Here is a 12,328-nt window from a genome sequence, read left to right as displayed (position 1 = left end):
GCGCGGGGGATCGACGAAGAACGCACGTGGCCACCGGAGCGCTTCAGCCCACCAGGAGACCGGTGGCCACCGCCAGGCGTTGCAGGTACGACTCCCTTGATCCGACCTGGTGCTTGAGTCCCGTCGACGCACTGATCATCGTCTGCGCGATCTGGACGGCCTTCTCTCGTCCCGTGGCGACGGTGATCGCGTCTGTGATCAACTCCTCGAAGCGTCGCGGCATGACCTCGACGACCTCTCCGAGGATGCCGGGGTTGTCCTCGATCACCGTCGCGGCATCGCGCGCCAGTGGGCCGACGTAGCGGCCCGCCCAGTGGTCGAACGCCTCGACGAGGCGCTCCGGAAGGGGGCGGTCACCGTCGGCAAGGGCCTGTTCGACCGCGGTGATGTCGCGGTGCAGGGCCTGGGTGACCGCGGCACGGAAGAGGGTCTCCTTCGAGGAGAAGAGGAAGTAGAGGCCCGGCCGGGAGATCCGCGCCGCCCGCGCCACCTCCTCCATCGAAGTCTTCCGGTAACCGAAACGCGCGAACGTGGCCATGGCGGACTCCAGAACCATGGTCCGACGGTCGGCATCCGTACCCGTCGAGGGCGATTGGTCGGCGTCGCGACTGCTCATGCGGTGAGCATACGAGCGTCGGTCGCGCTATACAAATCATGTCTAGTTCGTATAGTCGAGTCATGGATACTCGCCGGCTCGTCTCCACCCCGTTCACCTCCTCCAGCACCGCGGCCGAGGTGCTGGAGGACGTCGACCTCACCGGTGTCCGTGCGATCGTGACGGGAGCGTCCTCCGGGCTCGGCATCGAGACGGCTCGTGCGCTGACCGCTGCCGGGGCGGACGTGACGCTCGCCGTGCGGAACACGGCTGCGGGTGTCTCCGCCGCCGAGGCGATCGGCAGGTCGACCGGCGCGGCCCCGCCCCGCGTCGTCCGACTCGACCTCGCCGACCGGTCCGGTGTCACACGGTTCGTCGACGCCTGGGACGGCCCGCTCCACCTGCTCGTCAACAACGCCGGCGTGGTCACCGGCGGGCTCGAACGGACGCCCGAGGGCTGGGAACTGCACTTCGCGACGAACCATCTCGGCCACTTCGCCCTGGCCACCGGGCTGCACCGGTCCCTGGCCCGCGGCGCGGCCGAACGCGACGGAGCACGGATCGTCTCGGTCAGTTCGACGGCGCACATGCGGTCCGGCGTCGACTTCGACGACCTCCACTTCGAACACCGCGGCCACGACCCGCAGACCGCCTACGCACAGTCGAAGACGGCGAACTCCCTCTTCGCCGTCGAGGCGACCCGCCGGTGGGCGTCCGACGGCATCGTCGCGAACGCGGTCAATCCCGGCGGTGTCGCGACGGGTCTGCAGCGGAACTTCACACCGGAACAGAAGGCTTCGCTCGACGCGGCCGAGGCTGCCGGAGTCTTCACCTACAAAACGGTCGAGCAGGGAGCCGCCACCAGTGTCGTCGCGGCCGTCGCCCCCGAGTTCGCCCACTCCGGGGGCCACTATCTCGACGACGGGCAGGAGGCCTACACCGTGCCGAACGACGCCGACCTCGCGCAGCACCCGCACGGCGTCAAGGAATGGGCACTGGACCCCGCCGCCGCCAAGCGCCTGTGGACCGTCTCAACCGACCTGCTCCGCCCCTGACCGAGCCCGAAACCTACGCGGCTTCGCTCCCGGCCTCCCCCGGCTCCCCCAGCGGCCGGGTCGTCCCGTCGTCCGGGGCCGCACGCCGGTCGGGCTCGGTCTGGTCCAGCTCCCAGTGGTGCCGGCACTCCTCGCACCGCGGCCCGTCCACGACGGCGTCCTCCCCGTTCGGGCAGTCCGTGCCGTCCCCGCGTCCCGCACACGCTTCACCTGTATGCCCCATGCATCCGACCGTGCGCCGCACCGCGCCACGTCGGGGAGAGAGCCTGCGGGGCGCACAGGTGCTCGATCCCCGCACAACGCCTCACCAGCCGTCACCGGCCCCGCGTGATGACGGCTGTGCAGGCATGAGCCCGGCTCTCCTCTTCGGGTCTCTGGGAATCCGTTCCTCTAGGCTGGCACGATGGCTGATGAGCGGGAGCGGGTGCGGCCGTCGGGAGTGTGGGCCACGGCGGTGGGGGTGGCCAGGGTTCGGGCGCTGGAGACCGAGCGGGAGAGCCCACTGTTCCGCGACCCGCTGGCGCGTGCCTTCGCCGCCGCAGGCGGCCTGTGGCCCTCTTCCCCGTCGGTGTCCGACGACGAGGCCGCGCGACGCCGGCGGCTGGCCGTGTCGCACTCCATCGTCATCAGGACGAAGTTCCTCGACGACCTGTTGCGGCAGGCCTCCGCGTCCGGAATCCGACAGGTCGTGCTGCTCGGCGCCGGCATGGACAGCCGGGCCTTCCGGATGGACTGGCCCGAGGGCACCCGGCTGTTCGAGGTCGACACCGCCGCCCCACTGGATTTCAAGGCCTCGGTACTTCGCCAGGAGCGCGCCGTCGCACGCTGCGAGCGGATCACCGTCGCCGTGGATCTGCGTGAGGACTGGCCGGGCGCGCTGGCGGCCGCAGGTCACGACTCGGCCGTGCCGACCGCGTGGATCGCCGAGGGACTGCTGATCTATCTGCCCGAGGACGCGGTGGAGCTGCTGCTCGCCCGCGTCGGCACGCGGTCGGCGGCAGGAAGCCGGATGGGGCTGACGTTGGGCTCGCGCGGCGTGGTCGAGCGCTTCGGCGCGGACGCGGCGCCGGGATCGGCGGCGTCCATGTGGATCTCGGAGATGCCCGACGACCCGGTGGGCTGGCTGGCCGGGCACGGCTGGGAGGCCGAGAGCCACACCCTGCGCGAGCGCGCCGCCGCATACGGCCGTCCGCTCAGCACCGCGCCGCCGCCCGGCGAGGAGCGGCCCGGCGGACTGATCTCGGCGGTTCGCCAACAGAGCGCCTCCCGCCGCTGAGCCGAGCCACAGGCCGGGCGGCCGCTTCGGGCCGCCTGATCACGACCTTCTGCCGCACCCCTCAGAGGACACCTCCGTTGGCACGGATGTTCTGGCCCGTCGGCCACCGCCCGTCCGGCCCCGCGAGGAACGCGACCACGTCCGCGAGATCATCGGGCCGGCCGAGGCGTCCCAGCGAGGTCATCGCGACGGCCATCGCCGGCTTCTCCGGCTCGTTGGCCGCCCGTGAGCACCGCCATGTCCCCCCTTGTCTCGATGACTCGTCCGTTGCGTAGGCGTCGGTCCGATCAGTAGAAGCGGCGGACGAAGACGTCCGACCTGCCGTTGGTGTCGCCGGGCACGATGTCGTCGGCCGCGGAATGGAAGACCACGTCGCGCCCACCGGCGCTGACCGAGTCGGTCCCGGCCGAGGCGGCCCGGTTCGACACCACCTCCTCGTAACCCGTCTCCAGGTCGCGCAGCACGAGCGACGGTCCGCTCGTGTCGTGCGGGGCGTACAGCAGGTGGCGGCCGGTGGGATCGATGGCCAGCCCGCTTGCGTCCGGCACCAGTTGGCCGGTGCCCGACCGCTCGTCGTGGACGTAGGTGTCGGAGCCCGAGAGGTAGACGACCTTGCTGCCGTCCTTGCTGATCTGCACGAGCGTCGCCGCCTTGGACGGACCCTCGATCGGGCCGGAGGACGTGTCGTCGGTCCGGTCCCACACGAAGACGTCCTCCGCCCGGCCGTCCTGGTAGGCGACGAAGCGGCCGTCACCGCTGACGGACGGCCGGGCCGAGACGGTGTGCTCGAACTCGGCGACGGTCTCCACCGTGCCGGCGTGCCAGTCCCGTACCTCGATGCGTTGCCGGGACGGCGGTCGGCCGAAGGTGGCGACCTGGGCGACGTAGCGGCCGTCCGTACTCAGTGACGGCCGACTGCAGCTGAGGCCCGAGCAGTTGATGCCGATCGTGCTCGCCGAGCCCACCTGGGACAGGAAGGTCTTGGTGTCTCTGAACAACAGCCCCCACAGGGCAACGTATTGCCCGTCACCGCTGATCACAGGATGCTGGATGACAGAGGTGACGGTGCTCATCAGCGTGGTCTGGTTCATCCGCCGGTCACGGACGAACACCCTGTCCCCCGTCCCCGGGGCGACGGGGGTGAGGTTCTTTGCCGCCGACGAGAAGGCGATGCTCCGGCCGTCGGTCGTGATCGTGCCGCCTGTGGAGTCACCGTCGCCCTGGGTGCCGTCGGCCGCGACACTGATCCGCTCGACTTCGGATCCGCTGCTGTCCGCGACGCCCGCCAGGGGCACGGGCGCGGCGGAGGCGGCTCCGGGTAACGCGGTCGTGACCGCGCAGATCAGGGCCGTGGCGCCCAAGGCGGCGCGCACCCGTCCGACGGCGCTCCGACCGGTGTTTCGCCTCATCTTTTTCCCCCTCGGTCAGGACGTGGTCCTTCGCCCCCGTTCCCCACCGGAGGGCCTCGTCCATGCAACCCCGACGGCGGTGTGGGGTCAATGTGCCGCATGACTATTGAAAGGCACGGTTCCGGTCAAGTGCGGGAGAACCTCAGGTACGGGGCGACGCTGCGGAGTTTCTCGCAGGTCTCCTCGGTCTCCCGCTCGGGGCTCGACTGAGCGGTGACCCCGGCGCCGGCTCGCAGCCACGCCTCGTCGCCCGCGCCGATGAGGGTGCGCAGGACGAGGGCGGCGTCAAGGGCGCCGCTGGTGCTCCCCCGGAAGACCGCCCCGCCGTACAGGCCGCGTGGCCCCTCCTCGTGGCGGGCCAGGGCCTGGAGCGCGGCGCGTTTGGAGACTCCGGTGGCGGTGATCGCAGGGAACAGGGAGGCGAAGGCGTCCCAGGGTCCGGCGTCCGGCCGGAGCCGGCCCGTCACCCTTGAGGCCAGGTGCTGCACCGATCCTCGTGGGCGGACCGACATGTACTCCTCGACCACGACCGAGCCGGGGCGGCACACGGCCGCCATCTCGTCCCAGGCGAGACGTACGGACACGGCGTGTTCGTGTATCTCCTTGGGGTCGCTGAGCAGTTCCGCGCGCCGGCGCTCGTTCTCCGCCGGATCGGCCCCCAGCGCGCGGGTGCCCGCGAGCGGCTGGGTGCTGACCCGACCGTCGTCCCCGACCTCGAGAACGGTCTCGGGGCTGAATCCGGCGGCCCGGTAGCCGCCGAGGTCCAGCAGGTAGGAACGGGCCGGTGTGTTGGCCCGGCGGCCCGCGAGATAGGTCGCGGCGAAGTCCGGGCGGGGCTCGGCGGGCAGCGGCACCTGTCGGGAGACCACGGCCTTCTCCAGCAACCCGGCACGGATGTCCCGGACCGTACGGGAGACCGCTCGGCCGTAGGCGGCGGTGCCGACGGCGATGACCTCCTCGGTCCGGTGCCGCGCCGGTTCGTCGTGCGAGGTCTGCTCGGCCGCAGGCTCCGCGAGCAGGTCGGCGACCTTGCGCACCCATGCCTCGTCCACCGCGCGGACCACCGTCGAGTCGCCGGTGAGGGTCACTTCGACGGACGGGATCAGGGCGTGCAGCAGGGGCCGGTCTCCGGCCGTCGCGGGGTCCGCGTGCAGGAGGTGGGCGAGTTCGAAGGCCGCCCAGCCGTAGAAGCGGCGCCCTTCGCCACTCTCGTCGGGCCGCGCGGATACGGGCGACAAGGCGGACAGGGCGGCGGCGAACGCCGTCAGTGGCCGCTGCTCCGTGCGCGAGGTCCAGGTACGCCCGGCGGCCCGCGCGGTGATGCCGGTGGCGTTCGCGGTGACGCTCACGTCGGAGCCCGCCGCGAAGTGCCAGATCCCGCCCTCCGACTCGTACACCACGAACTGGTCCGCGAGGCCCGCCCGTGCGAGGCGGGTGGCGGTGGCGGCCGGGTCGCGGCAGGGCTCCCGGGTGCTCGCGCGCGCGAGCGGTGGGACGGAGCTCGCCCATGCCTCCCAGGTGTTCCGGGATCCGGTGGTCATCGTGTCGTGCCTTCTCTCTGCCGCTGGGCCGGGGTGGTGTCGGGTGTCGGGCGAGGGGTCATGACGGGGCCGCCTCCAGGCGCCAGCCGTGGGCCTGCGACCGCCGCTCCCAGAAGGAGGCGTACGTTCCTCCCGCCGCCACCAGGTCGTCGTGCGTGCCCCGTTCGGTGATCTCGCCGTCGTCCAGGAGCAGGATCTGATCGGCGCTCACGACGGTGCTCAGCCGGTGCGCGATGACCAGGAGGGTCTTGCGGGCCGCCAGGGCCCGCACGGCCCGGACGAACAGTGCCTCGTTCTCCTGGTCGAGGGCGGCGGTGGCCTCGTCGAGGACGAGGATCGGGGCGTCCTTGAGGAGTGCGCGGGCGATGGACACCCGTTGCCGCTGTCCGCCGGACAGTCGCGCGCCGCCCTCGCCCACCTTCGTCGCCCACCCCTCGGGCAGCTCCTCGATCACACGGTCGAGCCCGGACAGGGCCGCGGCCTCGGCCAGTTCGCCGGGGTCCGCGCCGGGGGCGGCGATGCGGACGTTCTCCTCGATCGTGCCGTCGAAGAGGTAGACGTCCTGGAAGACGAGGGACACGTGGGCCGCGAGGTCGTCTGCGCCGATCTCGCGGACGTCGACGCCGCCGATGCGGACGGTGCCCCCGGTCGTGTCCCGGAAGCGGGCGAGCAGATGGGCGACCGTGGTCTTGCCCGCGCCGGAGGGCCCGACCAGCGCTGTCATGCTGCGCTCGGGCAGGCGGAAGGTCACGTCGTTCAGGACCGGGCGTGCGGCCGTCCCGGCCACCGGGTCGCCGCCGCCGTCGTAGCGGAAGCCGACCCTGTCGAACTCCACGCTCGCGTCGCGCGGTGTCCGCGGCTCGGCGGGCTGGGGGAACGGCGGTTCGTCGAGGACCGCGCCGAGGCGTTCCAGGGTGTTGCGGGCGATGCGCATCCCGGCGCCGGCCTCGGCGGCGGACGACACGCTGTCGATCAGGCGGACCAGCAGCACGAGGAGCGCCAGCAGGGTGGGTACGGACAGCGATCCGTCGAGCTGCCAGGACACCCCGAGGGCGAGCAGCAGGGCGAACACGAGCCGGGTGGCGAAGGAGAACGAGACCAGTCCGGGCAGCCCCCGCGCGATGAGCCGCCGGTCGGCGCGCGCCTCGGCCACCAGGGCGTCGTCCAGCGCACCGTATCCCTCGGCGGTCCGGCCGAACGCCCGCAGGACCGGCTGGTTGCGCGTGTACTCCAGGACCCGGTCGGCGGACTCGCCGATCGCGGCGTCGCGGCCCAGGTCGAGCCGGCGCATCACGGCGCCGCTCGCCGCCTGGACGGCGAACAGCACGGGCGCGCAGACCAGCAGCACCAGGGCGGTGCGGACGTCGAAGAAGAACGTCGCGGCCACCAGCGTCGCCGGGGTGAGCAGGGAGCCGATGAACGGGCGCAGCAGGTGGGCGGGGGTGCTCATGACCTGGATGACGTTCTGTCCGGCGAGCCTGCTGAACTCGGCCGTGCGGCCGGCGCTGAACCAGCCGAGCGGCAGGCGCAGGGCCTGGTCGGCCATACGGCGGTGCAGCACCCGGGAGAGCTGGGAACCGACGGTGAACCCGCCGCCGACGGCCGCGCCCTGGAGCACGGCGTGCGCGAGCACGCAGGCCACGAATGCCGTCAGCCAGGGCCACACGTCGTCGGGTTCGGGGCCGAGCAGGGCTCGCAGGACGGGCACCAGGAGGGCGAAGGCCACACCCTGGAGGACCGCCGCGCCGCACTGGAGGACGAGCAGCCGGTTGAGCGGGCGGGAGCCTTCCGGCCCGAGGACCCGGTAGAGCTGACGGATCATCGTGCACTTCCTTCTCGGATGTCGTCCGTGCTGCTGCTCTGGGCGTCCCAGAGGGTGGCGTAACGGCCCCCGGCGGCGACGAGGTCGTCGTGGCGGCCCTGTTCGGTGACGCGTCCGTCCTCCAGCACCACGATCCGGTCGGCGTGGCGGACGGTCGGCAGCCGATGGGCGATGACGAGCAGGGTGCGGCCGGCCGCGAGCGCGGACAGCGCGTCCTGGATCAGTGCCTCGGAGTGCGGGTCGGCGTACGCGGTCGCCTCGTCGAGTACGAGGACGGGGGCGTCGGCGAGCAGGGCTCTCGCGATGGAGAGGCGTTGTGCCTCGCCGCCGGAGAGTGTGACGGTCGTGCCGAGTTCGGTCGCGTAGCCATCGGGCAGTGCCGTGACGCGGTCGTGGATGCGGGCGGCACGGGCGCACTGCTCGACTTCCTCGTCGGTGGCTTCGGGGCGGCCCAGACGGATGTTGTCGGCGACGCTCGCCCGCAGCAGCCGTACGTCCTGAAGGACGAATCCGACCCGCCGGTACAGCTCGGCCGCGGGGATGTCGCGGAGGTCGGCGCCACCGAGGGTCACCCTGCCGGCGGTGACGTCGTGGAAGCGGGGCAGCAGCGAGGCCAGGGTGGACTTGCCCGAGCCGGAGGGTCCGACCAGCGCGGTGACCGTGCCGGGCGCGAGGTCGAGGTCGATGTCGCGCAGGACGTCGGTCTGCCCGTCGTAGGTGAAGGACACGCCGCGCAGGCAGACGTGGTGGCCGTCGGGCAGGACCGGGCCGGCGGGCTCGGGGAGGGTCGGGGCGTGCAGCAGCTCCGTGATGCGGACGGCGGCGGCCTGGCCGGCCCGGATCTGCTGGATGCGCGGGCCGACGACGCCCATGGGAGCGGCGACGGCGGGGCCCAGCAGGAGGAAGGGGACGAGTTCGGCGCCGGTCAGCCGGTCCTGGGTGACGAACACGGCGCCCAGCACCGTCAGGAGCAGCAGGACCACGGCCGGGGTGACCACCAGCACGGCGGCGGTGGAACTGACCAGGGTGGTACGGACCCAGCGGGAGAAGAAGTCGGCGAAGCCCTCGGTGGCGTCGACGAAACGCTCGTGGGCCTTGCGGCCGCGCCCGAAGCTCTTGAAGACGGCGATGCCGGAGGCGAACTCCACGGCGGCGGCGGAGATCCGCCCCAGCGCGGCACCGAACTCGGCCATCTGTGCCGCCGCGCCCGCCATGGCCCGGCTAAACAGGAACACGCCGAGCAGCAGGGGGACGACACTGACCAGGGCGAGGCGCCAGTCGACGGTGAACAGGTAGGCCAGTGCGAGGACCGGTGCGGTGAGCACGGCGACGACGTCGAGCAGGGTGTGGGCGAACAGCGTGTGCAGCGCGCTCACGTCGTCCTGCACCGCCTGTTTGACCTGGCCGGTGCCCCGCTCGGTGAGCCGGCCGAGCGGCAGCCGCCCGATGTGCCGGGCGAGTCGGCGGCGGAGGGCGAGTTGGAGGTCGTTGTCGGCGATGTGGGCGAGGGCACCGGCCGCGGTGCCGCACGCCAGGGCGAGGAGGCCCGCCGCGCAGGCCAGCGCGACCAGCGGCCACAGGGTGTCACCGTCGTCTGGGGTCCCCGCCGTGAGCCGGTCGGCGATCTCGGAGACGGCGATGAACGGCACCACTCCGGCGAGGGCCGCGACGGACTGGAGGCCGACGGCGACGGACAGCCGGCCCCGGACGGGTCCGGTCAGCTCGCGCAAGGGATGCGGCGGGCGCGGGGGTGCCCCGGCGCCCGCGCCGGGGGCTGCCGGGGTCCGGGACACCGGGCCCGGGCCGGTCTCGGGCGGTTGTGACTTCACTTGACGAGTACTCCGATTTCGGGGATGGGCCGGCCGCCCGCCTCGGTGATGCGGCGGCTGGTCATGCCCGCCTCGCGGGCCAGGCGGGCGACGTCGAAGGTGTGCCAGTCGTAGCTGTCGGCGACCTCGCGCACGGTGCGGCCGTCGCGCAGGACCTTCCAGGTCGTGGTGAAGCGCATGGCGTCGCCCTCGGTGGGTTCGCCGCCGATCCACCACTCGTAGGTCTGGCGGCCGATGGTCTCCCTCAGGGACATCACCGGGGGGATGTGGCGGGGTGAGGAGACCCCCATGAGTTCCACGACGACGGGCGCACCGTCCGGCAGGCGGGCCGCGAGCCGCTTCCACAGCGCCACGCGTTCGGGGACGGTGAGATGACCGGCCACGCCGAAGACGACGACGGCGGAGAGCCGTTCGGGCAGGACGAGGTCCTGGGCGGCGCCGTCGACCACCGTCACCCGGCGCCGCAGGTCCGGGTCGCGGGCGACCCGGGAGGTGAGCATGGCCCGCATGGTGGCCGACGGTTCGGCGGCGAAAATCTCCGCCTCGGGGAGCGCCGCGGCGATGACCTCGGTCACGCGTCCGGTGCCCGCGCCGATCTCCAGTACCGGGCCGTGCGAAACGTCCAGGCCCGTCAGGACGCGGGTCAGCGGCGGGCCGCTGCTGGCGGTGTGCCGGGTGGCGACCAGCTCGTAGAACTCGGCCGAGGTCGAGTAGTAGTCGATCACGACAGTCTCCTCACGGGGTGCTCGGCCAGGTGCGCCGGGCGTCCGTGGTCAGCGACGGGTCCATCCTGCGCAGCACGGTGGCGGCCACCTCACGGCGTCGCGGCGTGAGGTAGAAGTGGTCGCCGGGGAAGACCAGGACCTCGGTGCGGGCGGTGGTGAGGTCCGCCCAGCCGCCGGCCCGGTCGCGGCTGCGCTGCTCGCCGAGTTCCGGGCCGGTGTGGCCGGTCAGCACGTGGATCGGGCAGGACAGCGGCGGCCGCCCCTCGGGCCGGTGGGTTTCGATGATCCGGTAGTCGTGGCGGACGGCGGTGAGGACGAGGGAGCGCAGCCCCGGGTCGTCGAGGACCTCACGGCTGGTGCCGCCGAGCCGGGCCAGTTCCGCGCACAGGACGTCGTCGTCCTGGCGGTGCAGTTGCCCGGTCACCGCCGTACCGGGGGCGGCCCGGCCGGAGGCGAAGAGCCGGCGCGGGCCGGGGGCTTCGCGGCGGTCCAGTTCGTGGGCCAGTTCCCAGGCCACGGCGGAGCCCATGCTGTGTCCGAAGAGGGCGTAGGGCCGGTCGAGCAGCGGCAGTACGGCGTCCGCCACCGCGGTCACCAGCTCGCCCATACTCGTGCTTTCCGGGTCGTCGAAGCGGTCCTCGCGGCCCGGGTACTGGAGGGCGACGAGTTCGACCTCGGGGGGCATCAGCGCCGCCCAGGGCCGGTAGAAGCCCGCGCTGCCCCCGGCGTGCGGCAGGCAGATCAGCGTGAGCCGGGAGGCGGAACCCTCGTTCCACCGTCTGATCCACGGGCTGTCGGCACGTCCGGCGCGGGCGGAGGAGTTCGACGGGAAGGCGGCGGTCACCAGGTCACCATCAGTTCTTCGAGGCCGAGGGTGGCCGAGTCGTGCTTGACGACGACCTGGTCCCGGTCCCCCGCGAGGCGCAGCGTGGGGACGCGGTGGACGAGCGTTTCCAGGGCGACCTCCAGCTCCAGCCTCGCCAGGTGCTGACCGACGCACTGGTGCACGCCGTAGCCGAAGGCCACGTGGTGGTTGTCCGTGCGGCGGAAGTCGACCCGCTCGGGGTCGTCGAACTGCTCGGGGTCGTGGTTGGCCCCGGCGAGGAGCGCGATGACGCCGTCGTCGGCGGGGACGGTGCGGCCGGACAGCTCGATGTCCTCGGCGGCGACACGCAGTGGAATGGAGTCGGCGACGGACAGGACGCGCAGGAGTTCGTCGACGGCCGCGGGCATCAGGGCGGGGTCCTGGCGCAGTTCCGCCAGCAGCTCCGGCCGGTCCAGGAGGAGCAGGGTGCTCAGGGCGATCATGCTGGTGGTGGTCTCGCGGCCGGCGTTGATGGTGATGCCGAGGGTGGACAGCAGCTGCTCCGTCGTCACGTTGCCGGGGACCAGGTGGTCGGTGACGAGCTTCGATATCAGGTCGTCGCGGGGTTCCTCCCGGCGCTCGGCGACCAGCCCGGCGAGCAGGCCGAAGAGGCCGCCGAGGGCTTCGGAGACCTGCTCCGCGGTGCTGTTGCGGGAGCCGGAGATCCTGGTGACGTCCCGGAAGAACTCCAGGTCGTGCCGCGGGATGCCGAGCAGTTCGCAGATCACCGACGTGGAGACGGCGTTGGCGTACGCGCTCACGAGGTCCACCGGACCGCCGGCGTCCAGCATGCCGTCCAGGATCTCGTCGACCCGTGCCTGTACGGCGGGCCGCATGGCGCGGACCCGGCGCACGGTGAACGCGGGCAGCAGCATGCGCCGGTAGCGGGTGTGCTCGGGGGCGTCGGTGCGGATGAAGGGGCGGAACCTGGCCCCGGCCTCCTGCTCGCCCTCCCCGAGAGCGGGGAAGCCCGGGCGGCGGATGTCGGCGCTGGCGCGCGGGTCGGAGAGCAGTTCCCGGACGTCGTCGTAGCGGGTCACGACCCAGGCTTCCCGCCGGGTCGGCAGGGTGACGCGGGCGACCGGGTCGTCGGTGCGCAGCGCGGCGTACTCGGCGGGCGCGGCGAAGGGGCAGCCGCGACGGATCGGGAAGTCGCGGGGCGGGGTGGCGCCGGGGGTGTGGGAGGCCGTCGGGGATTCGGGGGGTGTCAT

General features: G+C 72.7%; 11 protein-coding genes and 1 pseudogene. 2 read left to right on the top strand and 10 right to left on the bottom strand.

Annotated features, from left to right (window positions below; genetic code table 11):
* Positions 1 to 43 precede the first annotated feature (43 nt).
* Complete coding sequence (locus C4J65_RS34600) at positions 44 to 538, bottom strand: TetR/AcrR family transcriptional regulator (RefSeq protein ID WP_240330668.1); 495 nt, start codon at positions 536 to 538, stop codon at positions 44 to 46.
* 140 nt (positions 539 to 678) lie between these two features.
* Here C4J65_RS34600 and C4J65_RS34595 point away from each other — a divergent pair, with 140 nt between their 5' ends.
* Positions 679 to 1,650 carry an SDR family NAD(P)-dependent oxidoreductase gene (locus tag C4J65_RS34595; RefSeq protein ID WP_115746010.1) on the top strand — a complete coding sequence of 324 codons (972 nt, stop codon included), beginning with the start codon at positions 679 to 681 and terminating at the stop codon, positions 1,648 to 1,650.
* 13 nt (positions 1,651 to 1,663) lie between these two features.
* Here the strand turns inward: C4J65_RS34595 and C4J65_RS36935 are convergent, their stop codons facing one another.
* On the bottom strand, positions 1,664 to 1,801 hold the full coding sequence (locus C4J65_RS36935; protein ID WP_240330581.1) for a hypothetical protein: 138 nt from the start codon (positions 1,799 to 1,801) through the stop codon (positions 1,664 to 1,666).
* Between the two features lie 252 nt (positions 1,802 to 2,053).
* Here C4J65_RS36935 and C4J65_RS34585 point away from each other — a divergent pair, with 252 nt between their 5' ends.
* A complete protein-coding gene (locus C4J65_RS34585) occupies positions 2,054 to 2,926 on the top strand; it encodes a class I SAM-dependent methyltransferase (RefSeq protein WP_115746009.1) in 873 nt (290 codons plus the stop codon).
* A gap of 61 nt (positions 2,927 to 2,987) precedes the next feature.
* Here C4J65_RS34585 and C4J65_RS34580 read toward each other — a convergent pair.
* From C4J65_RS34580 to C4J65_RS34545, 8 genes and pseudogenes are all read right to left on the bottom strand, one after another.
* Positions 2,988 to 3,113, bottom strand: a pseudogene (locus C4J65_RS34580) (SDR family oxidoreductase); the annotation flags it as partial.
* Between the two features lie 100 nt (positions 3,114 to 3,213).
* Entirely contained in the window at positions 3,214 to 4,335 is a 1,122-nt protein-coding gene (locus tag C4J65_RS34575) for a hypothetical protein (protein ID WP_240330580.1), read from the bottom strand.
* Positions 4,336 to 4,460: 125 nt separating this feature from the next.
* On the bottom strand, positions 4,461 to 5,876 hold the full coding sequence (locus C4J65_RS34570) for a salicylate synthase (RefSeq protein ID WP_115746007.1): 1,416 nt from the start codon (positions 5,874 to 5,876) through the stop codon (positions 4,461 to 4,463).
* A gap of 58 nt (positions 5,877 to 5,934) precedes the next feature.
* A complete protein-coding gene (locus C4J65_RS34565; protein WP_115746006.1) occupies positions 5,935 to 7,698 on the bottom strand; it encodes an ABC transporter ATP-binding protein in 1,764 nt (587 codons plus the stop codon).
* On the bottom strand, positions 7,695 to 9,527 hold the full coding sequence (locus C4J65_RS34560; RefSeq protein WP_115746005.1) for an ABC transporter ATP-binding protein: 1,833 nt from the start codon (positions 9,525 to 9,527) through the stop codon (positions 7,695 to 7,697). The genes C4J65_RS34565 and C4J65_RS34560 overlap by 4 nt, the downstream gene beginning before the upstream one ends.
* Entirely contained in the window at positions 9,524 to 10,252 is a 729-nt protein-coding gene (locus C4J65_RS34555) for a class I SAM-dependent methyltransferase (protein ID WP_115746004.1), read from the bottom strand. The genes C4J65_RS34560 and C4J65_RS34555 overlap by 4 nt, the downstream gene beginning before the upstream one ends.
* A gap of 10 nt (positions 10,253 to 10,262) precedes the next feature.
* Positions 10,263 to 11,096, bottom strand: a complete 834-nt coding sequence (locus C4J65_RS34550; protein ID WP_115746003.1) for an alpha/beta fold hydrolase — start codon at positions 11,094 to 11,096, stop codon at positions 10,263 to 10,265.
* Positions 11,093 to 12,328 carry a cytochrome P450 gene (locus C4J65_RS34545; RefSeq protein ID WP_115746002.1) on the bottom strand — a complete coding sequence of 412 codons (1,236 nt, stop codon included), beginning with the start codon at positions 12,326 to 12,328 and terminating at the stop codon, positions 11,093 to 11,095. Before C4J65_RS34545 ends, C4J65_RS34550 begins: the two co-directional genes overlap by 4 nt.

The sequence above is a fragment of the Streptomyces sp. CB09001 genome (assembly GCF_003369795.1).
Lineage (GTDB): Bacteria > Actinomycetota > Actinomycetes > Streptomycetales > Streptomycetaceae > Streptomyces.
Note: the sequence above shows the minus strand (reverse complement) of the source record. Positions and strands in the feature narration are given on the sequence as shown.

Bases quoted from the DNA above. Each gene is read 5' to 3' on its own strand.
- C4J65_RS34595 (WP_115746010.1), top strand. From the start codon at position 679: ATGGATACTCGCCGGCTCGTCTCCACCCCGTTCACCTCCTCCAGCACC.
- C4J65_RS34575 (WP_240330580.1), bottom strand. From the start codon at position 4,335: ATGAGGCGAAACACCGGTCGGAGCGCCGTCGGACGGGTGCGCGCCGCC.
- C4J65_RS34565 (WP_115746006.1), bottom strand. From the start codon at position 7,698: ATGATCCGTCAGCTCTACCGGGTCCTCGGGCCGGAAGGCTCCCGCCCG.
- C4J65_RS34585 (WP_115746009.1), top strand. From the start codon at position 2,054: ATGGCTGATGAGCGGGAGCGGGTGCGGCCGTCGGGAGTGTGGGCCACG.
- C4J65_RS34570 (WP_115746007.1), bottom strand. From the start codon at position 5,876: ATGACCACCGGATCCCGGAACACCTGGGAGGCATGGGCGAGCTCCGTC.
- C4J65_RS34600 (WP_240330668.1), bottom strand. From the start codon at position 538: ATGGCCACGTTCGCGCGTTTCGGTTACCGGAAGACTTCGATGGAGGAG.
- C4J65_RS34545 (WP_115746002.1), bottom strand. From the start codon at position 12,328: ATGACACCCCCCGAATCCCCGACGGCCTCCCACACCCCCGGCGCCACC.